Source organism: Pantoea sp. SGAir0183, assembly GCF_043545505.1.
This window is the reverse complement of the sequence record NZ_CP028057.1, coordinates 171,382-190,553: the sequence shown is the minus strand read 5'-3', so window position 1 is coordinate 190,553 and position 19,172 is coordinate 171,382. Positions and strand designations below refer to the sequence as shown.

General features: G+C 50.0%; 15 protein-coding genes. 7 read left to right on the top strand and 8 right to left on the bottom strand.

What is annotated here, in order from left to right; translation table 11 throughout:
• The first annotated feature begins 85 nt into the window (after positions 1–85).
• Positions 86–769 carry a RipA family octameric membrane protein gene (locus C1N59_RS21440; RefSeq protein ID WP_006121996.1) on the top strand — a complete coding sequence of 228 codons (684 nt, stop codon included), beginning with the start codon at positions 86–88 and terminating at the stop codon, positions 767–769.
• 262 nt (positions 770–1,031) lie between these two features.
• Here C1N59_RS21440 and C1N59_RS21435 read toward each other — a convergent pair whose 3' ends face one another.
• Positions 1,032–1,853 (bottom strand): Cof-type HAD-IIB family hydrolase, encoded by an 822-nt coding sequence (locus C1N59_RS21435; protein ID WP_033742381.1) that lies wholly within the window; start codon positions 1,851–1,853, stop codon positions 1,032–1,034.
• A gap of 225 nt (positions 1,854–2,078) precedes the next feature.
• Here C1N59_RS21435 and C1N59_RS21430 point away from each other — a divergent pair, with 225 nt between their 5' ends.
• Both C1N59_RS21430 and C1N59_RS21425 read left to right on the top strand, forming a co-directional pair.
• Positions 2,079–3,341: a YbiU family protein gene (locus C1N59_RS21430; protein WP_394551064.1), complete on the top strand. Its 1,263-nt coding sequence runs from the start codon at positions 2,079–2,081 to the stop codon at positions 3,339–3,341.
• A gap of 58 nt (positions 3,342–3,399) precedes the next feature.
• Complete coding sequence (locus C1N59_RS21425) at positions 3,400–4,149, top strand: DeoR family transcriptional regulator (RefSeq protein WP_394551062.1); 750 nt, start codon at positions 3,400–3,402, stop codon at positions 4,147–4,149.
• Positions 4,150–4,164: 15 nt separating this feature from the next.
• On the opposite strand, the gene C1N59_RS21420 is transcribed toward C1N59_RS21425, so the two are convergent.
• Complete coding sequence (locus C1N59_RS21420; RefSeq protein ID WP_394551060.1) at positions 4,165–5,172, bottom strand: LacI family DNA-binding transcriptional regulator; 1,008 nt, start codon at positions 5,170–5,172, stop codon at positions 4,165–4,167.
• Between the two features lie 315 nt (positions 5,173–5,487).
• Here C1N59_RS21420 and ascF point away from each other — a divergent pair, with 315 nt between their 5' ends.
• Together ascF and C1N59_RS21410 are read left to right on the top strand one after the other, a co-directional pair.
• Positions 5,488–6,936 carry a PTS cellobiose/arbutin/salicin transporter subunit IIBC gene (ascF, locus tag C1N59_RS21415; protein ID WP_058702514.1) on the top strand — a complete coding sequence of 483 codons (1,449 nt, stop codon included), beginning with the start codon at positions 5,488–5,490 and terminating at the stop codon, positions 6,934–6,936.
• A 29-nt stretch (positions 6,937–6,965) separates the two neighbouring features.
• A complete protein-coding gene (locus tag C1N59_RS21410) occupies positions 6,966–8,396 on the top strand; it encodes a 6-phospho-beta-glucosidase (RefSeq protein WP_394551058.1) in 1,431 nt (476 codons plus the stop codon).
• Positions 8,397–8,490: 94 nt separating this feature from the next.
• Here the strand turns inward: C1N59_RS21410 and C1N59_RS21405 are convergent, their stop codons facing one another.
• Positions 8,491–10,257, bottom strand: coding sequence for a sensor domain-containing phosphodiesterase (locus tag C1N59_RS21405; RefSeq protein ID WP_394551056.1), 1,767 nt, complete (start codon positions 10,255–10,257; stop codon positions 8,491–8,493).
• Between the two features lie 822 nt (positions 10,258–11,079).
• On the opposite strand from C1N59_RS21405, the gene C1N59_RS21400 reads away from it, so the two are divergent.
• The gene (locus tag C1N59_RS21400) at positions 11,080–11,319 is read left to right on the top strand and encodes a hypothetical protein (protein WP_394551054.1); all 240 of its coding nucleotides are present in this window, start codon (positions 11,080–11,082) and stop codon (positions 11,317–11,319) included.
• A gap of 513 nt (positions 11,320–11,832) precedes the next feature.
• Here the strand turns inward: C1N59_RS21400 and C1N59_RS21395 are convergent.
• Together C1N59_RS21395 and C1N59_RS21390 are read right to left on the bottom strand one after the other, a co-directional pair.
• Positions 11,833–12,603: a DeoR/GlpR family DNA-binding transcription regulator gene (locus tag C1N59_RS21395; RefSeq protein ID WP_033742616.1), complete on the bottom strand. Its 771-nt coding sequence runs from the start codon at positions 12,601–12,603 to the stop codon at positions 11,833–11,835.
• Positions 12,604–13,041: 438 nt separating this feature from the next.
• A complete protein-coding gene (locus C1N59_RS21390; protein WP_054634040.1) occupies positions 13,042–14,235 on the bottom strand; it encodes a diguanylate phosphodiesterase in 1,194 nt (397 codons plus the stop codon).
• Between the two features lie 670 nt (positions 14,236–14,905).
• Between C1N59_RS21390 and C1N59_RS21385 the strand changes: the two genes are divergently transcribed.
• Positions 14,906–16,678, top strand: coding sequence for an EAL domain-containing protein (locus tag C1N59_RS21385; protein WP_394551052.1), 1,773 nt, complete (start codon positions 14,906–14,908; stop codon positions 16,676–16,678).
• A 44-nt stretch (positions 16,679–16,722) separates the two neighbouring features.
• On the opposite strand, the gene C1N59_RS21380 is transcribed toward C1N59_RS21385, so the two are convergent.
• The 3 genes from C1N59_RS21380 to rluF all read right to left on the bottom strand — a co-directional run bounded on the left by C1N59_RS21380 (position 16,723) and on the right by rluF (position 19,023).
• On the bottom strand, positions 16,723–17,394 hold the full coding sequence (locus C1N59_RS21380; protein ID WP_394551050.1) for a hypothetical protein: 672 nt from the start codon (positions 17,392–17,394) through the stop codon (positions 16,723–16,725).
• Between the two features lie 226 nt (positions 17,395–17,620).
• Positions 17,621–18,142 carry a GrpB family protein gene (locus tag C1N59_RS21375; RefSeq protein ID WP_394551048.1) on the bottom strand — a complete coding sequence of 174 codons (522 nt, stop codon included), beginning with the start codon at positions 18,140–18,142 and terminating at the stop codon, positions 17,621–17,623.
• 8 nt (positions 18,143–18,150) lie between these two features.
• Positions 18,151–19,023, bottom strand: coding sequence for a 23S rRNA pseudouridine(2604) synthase RluF (rluF, locus tag C1N59_RS21370; RefSeq protein WP_394551046.1), 873 nt, complete (start codon positions 19,021–19,023; stop codon positions 18,151–18,153).
• Between the last annotated feature and the right edge of the window lie 149 nt (positions 19,024–19,172).

The window sequence follows — 19,172 nt, the reverse complement described above, 5'->3', positions numbered from 1 at the left end:
TTAACGCATTTTAACCGGGAACGTGAGTATCATTTCGTCTCAGGACAGCTAAAATAAGCGAAAATTAACAACGAGAATCTGGATAATGAAAATCCCCCTGCCTGACGATCACAAAGCATTTATCACCGCACTTCTGGACGAACCCGTTGACGTCATTGAGATGCACTCTCCCCACGCTGAACACATTGATCGCGCTTATACTGTCGCGCTACAGCAAAAAAATCATGAGGCTGAGGCAGACTGGAAACGGACGATCACGTTTCTGGCCCTGTTCGTTTTTCTCTATGCGGCGCTGGGTGCATCGCTGACGCTGGACCTGAGTCCCGCCGGGGCGAGTCACAAAAGTATTGAATACGCGTTAGAAGCCGTGCCGGTGCTTATCGCCTTTTCCGGCTTTTTTATTTCTGTGCTTTACCTGTTTCTTGTGCGCGCGGGTTCACGTCAACGCCGTAACTGGCAACGAACACTTTTGATTCTGGAAAGGTATACCACAGGTCATGTATTTAAACTGACGCATCAGCAAGGCGCGGGTACCAGCAACTACTCGCTTTCATCCATCATGCTGGCGCTCGCGATGTTCATTTGCCTCACATGGTTAATCATCTATAACTACCTTACCTTCACTACCAGCGGTGTGTTTGGTAGCGTCATTTCACTGTTTATCAGTACGATGGTTTATGTCATTTTGGATATTCAGCTCCTGAAGCCTTGGCAGTCAGAGGCTGAAAACGATCCCTCCGGTGTTGATGAAAATAAAGCCGATCGCTAACCTTCCATGGCCCGATATGCATCGGGCCAGCCCTTGCATCTGGCAGGCGAAACAGGCACATAGGTTAATCCCGGGGATAACCTAAAACGCTTAAAGTATGTTGTAACTATATTATGCCTCGTTGATGCTCAGCTTACGTTCAGGCTCGTCAGGGGCTGCTCACGATGAGTGAGCAGCCCCTGAAAACATCGCTACAAGTGACAACGTCACCTGTGGTTTCCGCAAGACGTGATTTGGGTTGGTTGATATCTGATTAGTGAAATCAGTCGAATGGAAATTCACGAGCCAGAACGCGGGCAATCACATTCAGCGCGCCCTCGTCCGTATTACTCTCGGTTTTAAAACGCGCGACAGCCGAGACAGCCTCACCCGCATTGGCCATTGCAAAACTAAAGCAGGCCTGACGTAACATCTCGATATCATTCGCGCTGTCGCCGACAGCCACCACTTCACAATCGCTAATGCCCCATTTTTGCTGAAGCAAAGCGATACCGTGCGCTTTATGGCAACCCGGAATAATCAGGTCAATAAAGCCATAACCGCTGGAAACGGGATGCATGATGTGATCGATTTCGCCCAATTGGGTATGCAAACGCGTCATCAGGCTTTCAATCCCTTCGTGCGCCAGATTGAGCGAGAACTTAAAGACAGTGTCATCAATATCGTAAAGGTTGTCGCGCTTCTCGAGTCGGTAATAATGATTTTTTAGCATGCCGATCACGCTATCCGGCATGGACGCGTGAACATAAGCGCTTTTGCGGCCACAAACAACGACGCTGATATCCGGTTCTCTGGCCAGAATATCGAGTACGCTGTGTACCCTTTCTTTTGCCAGCTCGCCACAAAATATCACTTCATCGCCATGCGACACCCACGCACCGTTTTCTGCCACGAAGGCAATTTCATTTTTGATGTCAGGAAAATATCGCTGTAACTGGTAATACTGATTGCCGCTGGCGACCACAAAATGAATACCTTTTTCTTTGAGCAGAGCATACTGGCGTGAAAAGCGCTGGACATTGTACTGCTTGTTTTCATCAAGAAAGGTACCGTCCATATCCACTGCAATCATCCTTACTGCCATTTTACTCCCCCTTTGCTCCCGGCCTTAACAGGCTAACTGTGTGGTTAAGCTTACTCGCTGTAAGGATTATTGAAAGTTACAAACGCTGAATTTCCGCCTGTTATGGCAAATTGTGCCGTCGCGCCCAGATTGAAAGTTAAAGCTCTGTTAATAATGACTACCACCTTCGAATGAAGGTTATATAAATTTCATTCGAAATGACATCATCTGTTGAGAGGTTAATCTATGCGCGAAGGACTTCACTACACCCCACTTCCTGAGGACATCTCTGCCTCTATCCGTGACTTTAAGCAGCGCGCACGTGAGCAGATCGGTGACGTTGAGCGCGTATTTCGGCAAGTCTGTCAGAAAACAGAAGAGGCCATTGCCGAAGCGAGGCAGGAAGAGGCTCAAACCGGGAGCGCCTGGCCCATCGTCACGGGCGAGGCGATAGCCTCAGGCACGGTTTCACCGGAAACGCGGGCGCGAATCAAGCGGCGCGGCTGTGTCGTCGTCAGGCAGCATTTCCCCCGTGAGCAGGCACTGGCCTGGGACGCCGACATGTTGCGTTATCTGGATGAAAACCAGTTTGATGCACAGTACCGCGGGCCAGGAGACAATTTTTTTGGCAGTCTTGAGGCATCCCGTCCAGAGATTTACCCCATTTACTGGTCTCAGGCTCAAATGCAGGCCCGTCAACGCCCGGAAATGCATCAGGTACAGTCGTTTCTGAACCGGTTATGGACCTATGAAGCGGAGGGGCAGCGATGGTTTGATCCTGACGTGAATATCCTCTATCCAGACCGAATTCGTCGACGGCTACCGGGCACCACGTCAAAGGGACTGGGTGCGCATACCGATTCAGGCGCGCTGGAACGGTGGCTGTTGCCTGCTTATCAACGCGTCTTTCACGCCGTTTTTAACGGGGATATTGATCGCTACGATCCCTGGAACGCCGCTCACCGCAGCGACGTCGATGAATACGATGTACCGGACACCACAAAATGTTCTGTCTTCCGCACTTTCCAGGGCTGGACCGCGCTGTCCGATATGATCCCGGGTCAGGGTTTACTTCACGTTGTGCCCGTCCCCATGGCAATGGCCTATCTTCTGTTACGTCCACTGCTCTCCGATGTGCCGGAAGATGAACTGTGCGGTGTCGCACCCGGCCGCGTCCTGCCTGTTAATGAAAAATGGCATCCCCATTTGATGAAGGGCTTATGCCCGGTACCGGCTATTACCGCCGGCGATTCCGTTTGGTGGCATTGTGACCTTATTCACGCAGTCGCGCCGGTCGAAAACCAACAAGGCTCGGGAAATGTGATGTATATTCCTGCTGCGCCGATGTGCGATAAAAACCACGCGTATGCGCATCATGTGGCGCATGCGCTGAAGCAAGGTCATTCCCCTGCGGACTTCCCACCGGAGCATTACGAAGCTGACTGGAAGAATCGCTTTACCCTGGCCGACCTTAACCCACTCGGGAAACGCAGCCTGTGCCAGTCCTGATAAAAAAGAGTAAGCGGGTTAATGCCCGCTTTGGTTCAGTAGGATAAAGGGAGCCGGTATGAATACGCGCCAGGAAAAAATTATCGAACTGGTCAATGCGCGTGGCAGCATCACCGTCAGTGAACTGGCTCGCGTTGTCAGTGTGTCTGAGGTGACGATACGGCAGGATTTAACACAACTTGAACAGCAGCGCGTGTTACGTCGCGTTCACGGTGCAGCCGTCGCGCTGGACAGTGATAATGTGAGCACACGGATGAACACACGTTTCAGCATCAAACAGGCTCTGGCCCGTTATGCCGCCGGACGCGTCAATGAGGGCGAATCAGTTTTTATCGAGGGCGGCAGTACGAATGCCTTACTGGCACTTGCGCTTGCCGGTCGAAAAAATCTGACGCTTATCACCGTCAGTCACTATATCGCTCATCTGTTGAAAGAAGCCGATTGTGAGGTCATTGTGCTGGGAGGCCGGTTACAAAAGAGCAGTGAATCGATGACCGGGCCACTGACGCGTTACTGCATTCAGCAGACCCACTTTCATAAAGCGTTTATTGGTGTTGATGGCTGGCACCCGGAAACCGGTTTTACCGGTCGCGACATGCTACGGTGTGACGTGGTGGACGCTGTCCTAGCAAAAGACGCTGAGAGCTATGTCCTGACAGACAGCAGTAAATTCGGACAGCTTTATCCCTATCCTTTATCGCCCGGTTATGCGCCGCGTCATGTCATCACGGAACACGGGTTGCCCGCGGATACCGTGAACCGGCTTACAGAGCAAGGCACCGAGGTGATACCAGTGACGATCGCTTAAAGGTGGCTGACGGTTTCAGGGTGCGACGCTGACAGAATCGCGCGAAACCAGACTGGCGATAAAAGGCTTACGCTGCATTAACTCGCCGCCATCAAGCATGGCGACCAGCCGGTTGATAGTTTCATTGATCATGTCGGTAACCGGAAACTTCATGCTGGAGAGCGAGGGAATCACATACGGAGCCAGCGGGATGTCATCAAAACCTATCACCGAAACTCTGGCCGGTACGGCAATGTTGTTTTCCGTGAGTTGTTTAATGGCGCCAATTGCCATTTCATCGTTGCTGGCTACGATAGCGCTGAAAGACTCGCCGCCGGCGAGCAGGGATTTGACCGCCAGCATGCCGCTTTGTGCAGTCCACTTACCCTGCACAATCAGCTGGTGATTAGGCGCAATGCCCGCCGCGCTTAATGCAGCCTGATAACCGGAAAGTCGTTCCTGACTGGTAGGAGAATCCAGCGAGCCGGTGATAAACGCGATATCACGATGCCCCTGTTCAAGCAGATGATTGACAGCCAGCCGCCCTGCTGCCTGCTGGTCGCTGAATACACAAAAACTTTCATGAATGCGCAGGCGGCGATTGATTACCAGAATGGGTTGTTTGTGGTCGGAAATAATAGCATCCAGTTCATCAATACTCAGAAAGCGCGGATAGATGATGATGCCATCGCAGCGTAGATCGAGCAAAAACTGAATCGCCGCGCGCTCCTCAGCGGCGGTGTGCTTCCCGTCAGCCAGAATTAACTGACGATTCTGCTGCTCCATAATCCTGGCGGAATGCGACATTAACTCGCTGAAAATATTGCCGCTGTACAGTGTGTTAGTCACCACCAGCCCTATGGTTTGTGTACTTTTATTTGCCAGATTACGGGCCAGTAAATTGGGCCGATAGCCTGTCTCAGCGATAGCCTGCAAAACGTGTTCACGTTTCTCTTTGCCGACGTAACCGTTGCCCGACAACACCCGGGAAACCGTTGCTTTTGAGACACCAGCGCGTTTTGCCACTTCTGAAATCGTTGTCATATGAGGATCGCCAGAATTCTCAGCCTGAAAGCAGTCTACCTAAGTCTTTCATTATTTAAAATATTTACACGCCAGCCCACAGGGCGCGCCAGATCATTGACAGTGACCTTAATCACAGAAATAACACAGGGTGATTATTGGCGCTTGTGTCAGCCCCAAAACAGCCTCATGATTTTGTGAAACCGGTTTCCTATTTTGCCGTGCCGATCGTCAGTGGTCACGCAACGTTCCCCTGGCGAAAGACGTAAAACAATAAGACAGCCGTCATGAGCGGAAACCAGAACGCACTTCCCTCTACCCTACGAGAGAAACATCATGTCAGGAAATTATGCCGGGATTTCACAGGCTATCGTTACCGCCTTAGGTGGCCTGAACAACATTAGCGCCATTACGCATTGTATGACGCGCCTGCGTTTTGTCGTGAAAGACGACGACAGTGTCGATCTGGCGGCCCTGAAGGCCGTCAACGGCATCATGGGCGTCGTGCATACCGATACACAGTATCAGGTGATCATCGGGAATAATGTTGCCAAAGCCTATCAGGCCGTTCTGGCGCTCGGTCAACCGCAGGCTGAAAGCGCTGCGCCAGTTAAACGTCGTATCACGCTGAAAAGCATTGGTGCCGGTATTCTCGATGCGCTTGTCGGTACCATGTCACCACTGATTCCGGCGATCATTGGCGGATCGATGGTCAAACTGCTGGCCATGATTCTGGATATGGCGGGCGTTTTTGACAAAGGCTCGTCCACGCTGATCATCCTGAACGTTATCGGGGATGGGGCATTCTTCTTTTTACCGGTCATGGTAGCGGCTTCTGCCGCACTGAAATTTAAAACCAATATGTCACTGGCGATTGCTATTGCCGGCGTCCTGGTGCACCCCACTTTCATCGATTTAATGGCCAAAGCAGCTCAAGGCCAGCATGTCGAGTTTGCTTCTGTTCCGGTGACAGCGGTGAAATATACCTATACGGTAATCCCCGCCCTCGTGATGACGTGGATTCTGTCCCATATCGAACGTGGCGTGGATCGGATTACGCCTGCCGTCACCAAAAACTTCCTCAAGCCGATGCTGATTGTGCTGATTGCGGCACCGATTGCGATTGTATTAATAGGTCCCATTGGCATCTGGATCGGCAGCGGTATCTCTGCGCTGGTCTACACCATTCACGGCTATCTGGGCTGGCTTTCCGTGGCCATCATGGGCGGGCTGTGGCCGCTACTGGTAATGACCGGCATGCACCGGGTTTTTACCCCTACCATCATCCAGACGATTGCAGAAACAGGTAAAGAAGGCATGGTGATGCCTTCAGAAATTGGGGCCAACTTATCACTTGGCGGTTCGTCGCTGGCCGTCGCCTTCAAAACGAAAAACCGCGAATTACGCCAAACGGCGCTTGCAGCCGCGGCCTCCGCTATTGTGGCCGGTATTTCTGAGCCTGCTCTTTACGGTGTCGCCGTGCGCCTGAAACGCCCATTAATCGCCAGCCTGATGAGTGGCTTTATCTGCGGTGCCGTTGCCGGAATCGGCGGGCTTGCCAGCCATTCAATGGCTTCGCCAGGATTATTTACCAGCGTGCAGTTTTTTGATCCGTCCAACCCCTTGTCGATTGTCTGGGTCGTGGCGGTAATGGTGCTTTCTGTCGTGCTGTCGTTCATTCTTACTCTCATTCTGGGGTTTGAAGATATCCCTGAAACGACCCAGCCGTCTGCGCCCTCGTCCGTCGTCACCGCAGAAAAAGCGAACGCGGTTAACGCCAGTTAATTAATGATTACAGTATCAAAGAGGATGTCATGTCTGAGTCAGTATTCCCGGAAGGATTTTTATGGGGCGGTGCCCTGTCCGCAAACCAGTCAGAGGGCGCCTTTCTTGAAGGCGGGAAAGGATTAACGACCGTTGACATGTTACCGCTTGGCCCGGCACGCATGCCGGTGAAACTGGGGCAGGAAAAACGCGTCACACTGCGCGATGATGAATTTTATCCCAGCCATACCGCTATCGACTTTTATCATCGCTATCGTGAAGATATTGCGCTGATGGCAGAAATGGGATTCACCGTCTTTCGCACCTCTATCGCCTGGAGCCGACTTTTCCCTCGTGGGGATGAATTAACGCCTAACGAGCAGGGGCTGGCGTTTTACCGTGATCTGTTTGCCGAATGTCGTCGCTATGGCATTGAGCCATTGGTGACGCTGTGCCATTTTGATGTGCCGATGCATCTGGTAACGGAATATGGATCGTGGCGTCATCGTAAAATGATCGCGTTTTTCGCACGCTATGCACGAAGCTGTTTTGAGGCATTCGACGGCCTTGTGAAATACTGGCTTACCTTCAATGAAATTAACATCATGCTGCATAGTCCGTTTTCAGGCGCTGGGCTGGTGTTTGAACCGGGTGAAAACACCGAGCAGGTTAAATATCAGGCCGCCCATCATGAACTGGTTGCCAGTGCGCTGGTAACGAAAATTGCTCATGAGGTCAACCCGGCCAACCAGGTAGGCTGCATGCTGGCCGGCGGCAATTTTTATCCCTGGTCAAGTAAACCCGACGATGTCTGGGCGGCACTGCAAAAGGATCGTGAAAATCTGTTTTTTATCGATGTGCAGGCACGGGGCACCTACCCAGCGTATTCCGCGCGTCTGTTTCGTGAGAAAGGCATTAAGATCGTTATGGCGGAAGACGATGCGGAGATCCTTAAAAACACTGTCGATTTTGTTTCATTCAGTTATTACGCCTCTCGCTGCGCATCTGCTGATATGCATGACCAGAACAGCAGCGCAGCCAATGTCGTCAAATCGCTGACTAATCCACACATCGCACGCAGTGAATGGGGTTGGGGCATTGATCCGCTTGGACTTCGCATCACCATGAATATGATGTACGACCGCTATCAGAAGCCGCTGTTTTTAGTCGAGAACGGTCTGGGTGCACGTGACGAGTTAACACCAGAAGGCGAAATCATAGACGATTATCGTATCAGCTACCTGCGTGAGCATATTCGCGCCATGGCTGATGCGATTGGCGACGGTATTCCCGTACTGGGTTATACCACATGGGGCTGCATTGATTTGGTGGCGGCTTCAACCGGTGAAATGAGCAAGCGCTATGGTTTTGTCTATGTTGATCGGGACGACCACGGTAACGGGACGCTGGAAAGACGACGGAAAAAATCGTTCTGGTGGTACAAGAAAGTCATTGCCAGCAATGGGCGCGATCTGAATTGAGTCGGTGTGCAGCCACGAGACGTGACCAGACGCGACGGCGGTGAAGCATTTAAAGGGATAAGGCGACAGATAATACTGTCGCCTTTTGGTCCGGTTATTTTTGCAGCAGCCAGTGTTCAATCTCGCTGGCTGGCAGCGGTTTAGAAAAAAAGTAGCCCTGAATCTGGTCGCAACCATATTGCTTCAGCAGACTCAGCGTCGCTTCGGTTTCGACCCCTTCCGCCAGAACCGTATAATTCAGCTCCTTCAACATCTGAATAATGCTTCTGACAATCACTCTGGACGCCTGATCGTTGTCCATGCGGTTAATCAGAGACATATCAACTTTGATAACGTCTAAGGGAATTTCCTGTAGATAGCTGATGTTGCTGTAGCCTGTGCCAAAATCATCCAGAGAGATAACAAACCCCTCGGTTCTCAGCGCTTCCAGGCCGTTTATAGCAACATGGCTTTCTGTAATGAGTTCATTTTCAAGGCACTCCACGCCCATAAAGGACGTAGGCAAATCAGCAGCCTGCATTTTACTGGCCAAATCTGCCGCAAAGCCGGGGCGTGAAAAGTCACGTTCACTGACGTTAACTGAGACAGGAATTAACTGATATTCCTGTTTCCACGTTTTGAGTTGAACGATGACACGATCGATGACCCAGTCCGTCAGCACCGAGATCAGGTTTGTTTTTACAGCCAGGGGAACGAAATCGGCAGGGAACAGCTCGCCTCGTTCCGGATGATGCCACCGGATCAACGCTTCCAGCCCCACGGTTTTGCCGGTTTTTAAACACACTTTGGGCTGATAAGCCAGATAAAGACCTTCGTCTTTTTTCAGCGCCTGTGCCAAATCATTCATGATGAGAAAATCATCCGTGCGGCGCGAATCATAAGCATGATCGAAGGTCATGGCACCGCAGTTCTGATAGATGCATTCATGCAGTGCGCTTACCGCCTGACGAACGATTTCATTGGCATCTATCTCTCGGGAAACAAATTCTGTTTCACCTGCATAAACGTCGATATCAATCGTGATATTGTCCGCTAAATCCGCCTTCAAATCCCTGAGAACATCAATCGTGCTTTGTGCCGTGTACCTTTCAAGATGGGGCTGGATGAGGGCAAACCGACCCGGTGCAAATGAATAAAGCATATCATCGGACTCAAGTTCGAGGCGCGCACTAACCAGGCCGGCGATTCGCCGGAGCAGGTTTTCTACCGGTGCAATACCAAAGGTGCGCGAGAGTTCATAAGCATGCGGAATATCAATGCAGTCGATAAGAATAAGGCGGAAGCGTCGATCAGGATTGCTCACGGCCAGCTGCTGCATATCACGCAACAACCGCGGGCGATTAGGAAGATGCGTAATCAGGTCAGTAAAACTGGCCAGATTCCAGGCATCCAGAAATGAGGTGACCAGCCTCGCTAACGACTTTAAGGTTTCGAGTTGCGCATCGTTAAAGGTATGGGGTTGCGTATCTGTGACGCATAACGTGCCCAGAACCAACCCTTCAACATTACATAATGACACGCCCGCATAGAAGCGGATATGCGGCTCGCCTTCCACTAACGGATGGAAAGAGAACCGATTGTCTTGCAGTGTATCCTGAATGACCAGTTGGCCGTCGCCATCAATAACATGTCGACATAAGGAAACATCACGTGACGACGCTTTAAGATTGAAGTTGCGGGAAACTTTAATGTATTGATTTTTGTCGTCAATAATTGAGATAAAACTGCCCGAAATGCCGAGTGCCTGCGCGGCAAGCTGTACAAATTTTTCCAGCACCTCATCCCTGGTTACATCAGGTGACAAAAGTGCTTTAACCGCTTTAAGACGATTTTCTTCATTGCCACTTTGATTATCGTGCACAACAGCCTCCCCATGTGCGGGTGCAAAACGCAGAAAACAATTTAGCCTAATTTTAAATATTTAGCGCCACATTGACCGACAATTTATAGCAAACAAGAGGCCATGCGAGACTGTATAACATGCAAGAAAAGGTTTTAAGTCATTTTTAACCGTAAATGTCACAACGTTCTGCATTATGCCCGACACGCAGGCGTCACTTTTGGTGCGGAGACGACATCGCTGTCAATGTTCAGGCACAATAATCGATCCGCTTAACCCATTAAGGGTATTGGTCCACATTAAGCGATTTTTTCTCCCAACGCTTCATCTTGTCACAGGCTGCCTCTCGCAGTAATGAATGCGCATTCAGTTATTACCTGTTGCGCGCCTGTAAGACTGCCTTTATGAAATATTACTTAAGCTTTTTTGTCAGAGATAAGAACTTAATAATGGCAAAACATCCCGACGGCACAGGCGTTAATTAAATGCAAAATGTAAAGTTATGGAAGCAAAGATTAACAAACACGGTCGGGGCTTCGTGATGGCGCGAGGAATACAGAACAGTTCAGGCATCTTAGTGTCGGCAGACACGATAAATGTCAGCAGACTTCTGGCTGAAAGCATAAGGAAATGGACGTTAGCCCGCTATCGCCGGCTACGGTATGCTGAACAGCTTTTCTTTTCGCTTATTAAACGACGTCCTGACGGTAATGATGGGCTGACACGCTGATAATTGGTACACTTATTGCCTTGGCGGAACAATGCCAGTGCTGAACTCGATTAACAGGTTAAACAACCCTGCCAGTTGGCGCCAGCAGGTCTGGGTTGCTCAGGAAATGAAGTATGCTGACTGACGATCAACTGAATTACATTCTCAGCCACCCCGACGAATTTTCAGAACAGGTTGTGGCAATGGCGAAAGAGATACGGGTTTACCGTGCTGCGTTCGCACAGCCCTATGCGATCATTGAACCATTAGGTATGACGTTTATTGGCGATGAAAATGGCGCGATGGTGTGGCATCCGAAACACTACGAAGAAGGCGATACGCCGCTCTACCTCAGACCATCAATGGAAGAATAACCGTTGTGACGCATTCATACTTACACATCTGTAAATCCCCGTCCTGGCACGCCCCCGTTCACCTTCATTCATGTCAACGCTGCGAGACTCATGTTACGCACTGATCATCCCTTCGTCAGCCCTGCTCTTCACCCCGTAGCATCAACACTTCATCTATCCATGTTTAGTTTGATTCGAGACACTGACTGGCGCAGCCATGATGAGAGTGACGTGACCACCCGCTCTGCAGAAAGATAAGCGATTCGGTCACTTTTCATCGTCAACGCATACCGATGCCGTCCATTGTGGTTGTTAGCATCTGTCCCGGCTCTGCACTTACTGAATCACTGATGTGATGCGACAAGCGCGTGTTTTAAGCGAGACCCTAATCATCACAACACGCGATCACCGTTTTCAGCCGCCACCGGGCGAGTCAGAAAACGCGGGTTGACCGCATTTCTCTGGGCCACATCGTTGCGGCTTCTGCGCCCATCAGTTTTTGTAAGTTGTTACTGGCAAAATAATGCAGGCAACTCAGGCAGGATGAGCGATAGTCAACGCAGGCACGCTGCTGGACAGGAGCGCTTTCCTGACGTCTGCGTCCAGATTAGCGTCAGTGACAATATCCGTCAGCGCATCCAGATGAACCACATTGAAAAGAGACCAGGCACCGTATTTTGAACTGTCTGCCAGCAAAACACGTCGCCTCGCATTGATGATCAAATCGTGTTTCAGAGCCGCTTTTTCTTCCGTGGGCGATGTCACGCCTTTCGTCATATCCCATCCATTACCACTCAGGAAAGCAATGTCAGGATTGATATTGTTCAGCATCTTTCGACCGTGATCGCCAATGCAGGACTGGCTGCTTTCATCGATTCGCCCACCAATGATGGTTACTTCAATCTGCTTAAACTCGGAGAGGAACAGCGCAATATGTAAGTCATTGGTGATCACACGTAGCGGCATATGGGTAATTTGCCGGGCCAGCTCAAACATCGTCGTCCCTGCATCAAGGATTACAGCATCGCCTGCTTTAATGAAGGTGGCTGCAACGCGCGCAATAGCATGTTTTTCAGGCTGATTCCGTGACGATTTTTCCAGCGTGGTCGGCTGCGATGGAATAAAGCGGTTAAGCGTTACGCCCCCGTGCGTGCGGCTGACCACTCCTTCCTGATCGAGTTTAATCAGATCACGCCTGATAGTGGCAGGAGAAGCGCCTGTGACCGAAACAAGCTGTTCAACCGTTACCAGATTATTTCCTTTCAGGTAATTCATTATCGATTCTAAGCGACTGTTTTCTTTCATCTTCACATTGACCAGGACGTTTTCTTTTTTTAGATCATGCAGATATGATCGCAAAGTGCGATTTTTCTGTCCAGGTAATATCTAAAGAGATGATTGACTCAGCTCATGGGTGAGTAAATACCTTTGGATTCCTCACTGCACGACTGAAGTGACGGTGATCCACTTTCCTGCGCCATGCTTACTCTCATCGCGAAAGCATTCTCTTAAGCATGACTTCTCAGCGAGCGATGGCGTGTTGATGCTCTTAGATAAAGTCACACTTCGTCTGAACCGAGCACGGTAAAAATTTGATGTGAAAGGCGAGATGACTGATGCAGGCGTGAAGTCGGGACAGGTTGAATGCGGTATCTGGAGCACTGCTGACGCAATCAAAACGGCAGCGGTCCCTGCTGCGAGTGATACGATGTCTTTATCGTGACATATAATATTAACCGGACCTTACATCGCGCTTCGATATTCCGGCCAGGCCACCGCGTCTGAATGAAGCGCACCTGAAGGAGCAAATAAACTGCCCTGGAAATTAATCACGCCCGCCGCTTCCAGCCACATCCACTCCTCCGCTTTCACGATGCCGGCAGCAATGACCGTAATCTCTAAGGCAGAGCAACATTTTATAATGGCCTGAACCACGGCTTGTTTCGGACCACTGCGGTGAACATCGGAAGTGATACTTGAGTCAATGCGAATCCGGTCGGGCTGAATATGTGTCAATAACGAGAGCCCGGCGGAACCGGCACCAAAATTATCGACGGACAGACTGATGCCCGCAGCCTTAAGCTCCCTGACGGCAACCGAAAAAGCTTCCACGCGTGAAATAACTTCCGTTTCGCTGACACCAATCACCACCTGCTCAGGGACCAGCCCTGCAGCATTTATGGCCGCAACAATGGTCTGAACCGCATCAGGTACGACAACCAGCGTCATAGGCAGCAGACTGACATACAGCGTCATCTCGTCCGGGCAGGCCCGCCCGGCCATCCTGAACGCTGTAATCACCGCGTCAAGATCGGCATCATGTAACTGCTTTGACGAATCGCGCTGTTCAGTACGACGAAGCCGTGCGTCCGCTATCGCCTCAATCGCCGTTACTTGACGGGCAAGCGGATCGACGACGGGACGGAAGGTAATACCCGATACCGAAGGCGTCACCTTGCTGGCAGTGGTGCTTTCCGGAATGAATTCCCAGTATTCGGAGGGCAATACCTCGAAGTAATTCTCTTTCTCACGCGCCTCAACAAACGTACGCAGGAACTGCAACGCGCGGTCAGCATAAGTTAACTGGTACTTCGACGTGCCTTTATCGAGCACCGCCTGAAGCACAGTGGAACGATCATGCTCACGTAAATCAAATAATTCCATGCCGGCATTACCGAACCGACGCGAGGGCGCATAATCACGCATCAACTCGACCAGGTTATGGTGACGTCGATCAGCACAAATGCGCTGATAAATGGCAAGCACGCCCTCTTCCGGGCCTTCCAGTAACTGGAAAAAATGCGTGCCATTGAACAACAGAATACCTGTCACATCATGAGACGCATTCAGTATGCTGGCATCATCCACCATTCCGGGTAGCGTCTTAACAGGAACGTCATCCGAGATATGGCTGCGATAAATTATTGTGGTCAGCAAAGGGCATCTCCAACATCAACGTGATTGTAGTCGTCAGCTTATCAGTTATTCCTTTAACATGCAGGTCTCGGTGCGCGGACTGACGCAATAATTTACATTAAATTGCATCAGGGAGGAACGGTGATGGCGCGCGAGACAAAATAACACAAGGTAAACCCGGAAAAACTTCTCATTAATTATCGTTACTTTTTCAGCGGGGAACGATTGCTACCCTGACCTCTTTTAAAAGAGATATTTTTTAACTGCGAATGAGTGCGCTTTTACTTATTTTTAACTCTATGTTTTAAAAGGTTTTAACCCACCTGCCGGTGACTCGCACTTCTGGGCTTGCAGATTTATCCACCTGAAGCCGGCCCGACATGCCGCACGGAGCACGTCGGGAAATGTATCGCAGCCAGAAATTTGCCTTATAAAAAAGCGTAAGCGAAAATAAAATCTTCGTCCGAGGCTCCAGGGTTTCTGTTCTTTCCTCACCTGCCGTATTAATCAATACGCATTAACTCAAAAAAATGAACGGCCTTCACCCAGGACGTAAAATGGTTATTCCATGACGGTTTAACATCGCAACGCATTAATTGCTTTCGCCTTTTATAGTGATTGGCTTTTATTTTTTAAAATCAACGTACAATTATTTTTTGCAATATCATTCAGCATATGGGCAGGAGCGGCAATGGCTCAGGAACCTGGCGACAAGGAATATCACCGCACCAGAACAACACAGTCACTGCGCTTCTCAGACAGAGGCCGGGATGAGGTGCTGAAAAAGTTTTTACGTCTGGCCTGTCAGTTAGTTGGTATTAATGGAAGTTATATCGCTGTCTTAAATGACGATAAGCATAGTGTGCGTGCCAATTACAATATCGAGCTGAGTGACACGACGCGCGAACAGGCCTTATGCCGGCATGTTGTCGAAAGTGATACGACGGTCATTGCACCCGATACCCGACTTGATCCGCGTTATGCCCATCACCCTTTGATTGTCCATGCCCCTTATATTCGCTTTTATGTCGGTACGCCGCTGAAAAACGCTCATGGACAGATACTGGGAACGCTATGCCTGACGGATACGGTGCCACGGACTTTTAGCCACCAGCAGAAACAGATCATTGAGTCACTGGCTGGATTGGTTGTTGCCTTTCTTGAAGCCTGGCATTCGGCGGCCTTTATCGAACCTGTTACCGGCATGGCCAATCGGGAACGTCTTTTTCGCGACATTCTGCATCTTGCCACGCTGAATGACACGGCACTGCGCCGTCTGGTGCTTATCGACTGTATTGATATGTCACGCGCCTACGACCTGTCCCGGTCACTGGGCATGGCGTCGCTGGAGTCCTTGCTTAAGGATGTCGCCACCCTGTTAAGGTTACGTGTTCGGCCTGCCAGTGGTGAGTCGATTTACACGATCGCGACTGGCCGCTTTGCGATTTTGACCCGTGCAGAAAGCCACGTTAGCGCAAAATGGGTTGAGGAACGGTTAAACGGGATTCATGCCGATATGGGCGACGGCCTCACTATGGCGTTGGCGACCTGTACCGCGCAGATCGACTTTATCGCCGGCCAGACCTTCCCCCAGGACGCTCTCAGACAGGCAGTCAATGCGCTGGAACGCGTGAGCGGTCCGTCCGTTCGTCTGTGTGATGCTGTTAGTGATGGAATTAAAGACGCGAGTTCCCCCGCTGATTTCACCTTAATGCGTGATCTGGCAGAAGCGCTGCGGCGCAACCAGGGACTATATCTGGTTTTCCAGCCCAACGTGTGCTTGCTCAGTGGTAAACCGGTTGGCCTCGAAGCGCAGATCCGTTGGCATCATCCCCAACGTGGAGAGTTGGCAGCCGATAACTTTACTTCACTGGCCGTTGGGACTGAGCTGGGCACAACACTCACGACCTGGCTGATTGACAACACCATTGCCCGGCTTAAACGTCTACGTAATCATCCTATTCAGTTACCTGTCACGATCAGTATTCATGAGCGGGATGTGACAGATCGGGCGTTTGCAGAAAAGCTGGCGGAAAAAATGCTTAAGGCAACCTTACCTGTGTCAATGCTGGTCATCAAAATCGTTCAAAAAGAGCATATCATTGACAGCCCCTCAGCCATGCTGGGCCTGGAAATGCTAAGACGTATGGGATTCACAATGACATGGGAATATATCGCGAAAGGCTATCGCAAGATACGCTACCTGCGCGGGACGCCGCCTGATGTTATAAAACTGGATAAAACACTGGCCAACGAAATCCATACAAATATTACTTCCCGACTTATCGCACACAGTATTTTTACGACGCTTAAAGAGCTCAATCTCCTTGTTTTAGCCTACAGCGATCGTCCCGCCTCTGTGGTCACCTCAGATAACAGTGAGGCTACCTATGAATATTTCAACATTAAACCCATGACAGAAACGGAACTCGATCCCTGGCTGAAATGGAAGTTACCGGGGTAAGCGTTTTCTCCCCGTTCTGTACTCGTGGACCATCCTGCTGGTATTTATTTTCTGGCCAGATGGCGTTTCGTATCACGGGCCTGGATACGCGCTTCTGTGCGTGAGGGAAACAGATAATGGTACAGATCGCGATACAGGCTCAGATGTTTCACCACGCCCTCATGGATAGTCTTGGTAATATCGTTGATTAAAAAATCGCAGGTGGTGTTGAAGTTTCCCATTTTAAAAAAGGCTTTATCAAAAACCGTAATAATGCCTTCCCATTTCATCTGATATTCATCCCTGATCGGATCATGAGTTGCAATGAACAGGCCTTTGTGGGACTTCACACCATGTTTGCCCACATAGGTGGTTTGCGAATCGTAGCCACGTTTACTCCGCCAACGGCAAAATTCATAGGGCACATCATAATGGGGCAAAATAAAGTCGGGACAGCGGAAATTCTCGTCGCTTAACAGACCATCCAGCGTCACCGTGAAATGCAAAAAATCCTGCATAAAATCGAACTGACGCGTCTTGGTTAAGGTGACATTGATGGTGAAATTGCCTGAATGCACATACCAGTAGTTAGTAAAACCGTTGACCAGAATACAAAATACCTGCCAGTCGCTAAGCCGCCGGTCACCGGCTAATCCTCTGAAACGACTTATCATTAGCCTTGCTTTGGGATGCTGATACGCTTTGAACAACGGATCATTCATACCTTTCAGTAACATCAGGCCCACTCCTTTGTAATTTAGCGTATCCTGCCATGCCATTTTACTACTGAAAAGGTGCCGTCATCTGATTATGCGACGTTGCGCTTTCCTTTTGGGCACCGTCTTACTTATCGTTCTGTGATGCCGTCTGTAGCCATAAGCATCAGGCTGCATCATTGAATGTGCAGACAAGGCAAGGCTAAATTTTGCAAAAGGAAAATAAAAACGCGTTCAGAGAGATAATTCAGAAGGGATAGAGGGCTAGTGCGCGTTGCTGATGGGTCTGAACAAACGCATTTTTTAATTCACAGTAAACGTTACTCTCCCCCCGGCAGTCACGTTGCGCGGCGTATTTCACTGCCGCATAGCTGTCGCGGATGTCTGGATATTTTCGCAAATAATCCCGAAACGCCAGATGCCGGATGATATCTGGACTGCCCTGGATAAAAGCATGGACGTGATGCGTACGGCGGCCCTGAAGGCCCTTGGTATAATAGCGTCTTCCTGGCATACCGTTTTCGCCACGCGCCTGATAGCCAGAGGCGCACAACGCTGACGTAATGTCAGACGAATCATGAGTAATCACTTCCAGCAAAATATCGATGATCGGTTTGGCCGCTAATTCTGGCACCGCAGTGCTACCAATATGATGAATAGCGACAAGGTGTTTACCCAATCTCGCCGCTAACACAGCCGCCTCAGCAGAGAAATGATTCGCCCATTCAGGGCAATACTCACTCACGATTATCTGACGCCCGTTTATCATTTCGCTTTTTAGCGCCCTTTTTTCTTGCGACCCGGCTGCGTAAATCGCTTGCGTGAAGCGGGCTTATCATCAGCTTTTACGCCCGATTTAGGTTGGCTATTCCCTGGTTTTTTTGCAGGAGATTTTTTCTGCGGCGTCTTTTTTGCCGATTTGTCATCAGAAGTGGAATTTTCGAGCAGCTTAAACAGTTCGATTAATTCATCATCCGTCAGATCGCGCCATTCACCCAAAGGAATACCTTTGAGATTTACATTCATAATGCGCGTGCGTTCCAGTTTGGTGACTTCATACCCAAAGTGTTTGCACATACGACGGATCTGCCGATTAAGCCCCTGTACCAGCGTAATACGAAACACGTAGGGTGCTTCTTTCTTCACTTTGCACTTTTTGGTTACCGTGCCCAACATGGGAACGCCGGCTGCCATACCGGCAATAAATTCATCGGTAACGGGCTTATCAACAGTGACGACATATTCTTTTTCGTGGTTATTGCCTGCACGCAAAATTTTATTGACCAGATCGCCATGATTGGTCAGGAAAATAAGTCCCTGCGAATCCTTATCGAGACGACCGATGGGAAAAACGCGTTTACTGTGATTAACAAAATCACTGATGTTATCGCGTTCGCCCTCTTCCATTGTGGTGATAATGCCTGTGGGTTTATTCAGCGCAATCAGCACCAAATCATCTTCATCACGAGGCTCAATCAGCTGACCATTCACTTTTACGACATCGCCAGCAAAAACCTGGGCACCAACGGCTGCGCGTTTACCATTGATAGAAACGTTGCCCTGTTCGATAAAGCGATCAGCATCGCGGCGGGAGCAGATTCCGCTCTCACTGATGTATTTATTGAGTCGTGTTGATGAATGCGTCAGCATGGTTCCTCCAAAAACGCGCACTATACCTTACCCGCTCTCGCTTGCGAAGCAGAAGGCATTAAACTTTTGGCCCCTTCATCGGCCAGTAAAATCAGGCCATATCCTCTGCGTTTTGAACCTGAAAGTGCAGGCAGACGACGTGACACATC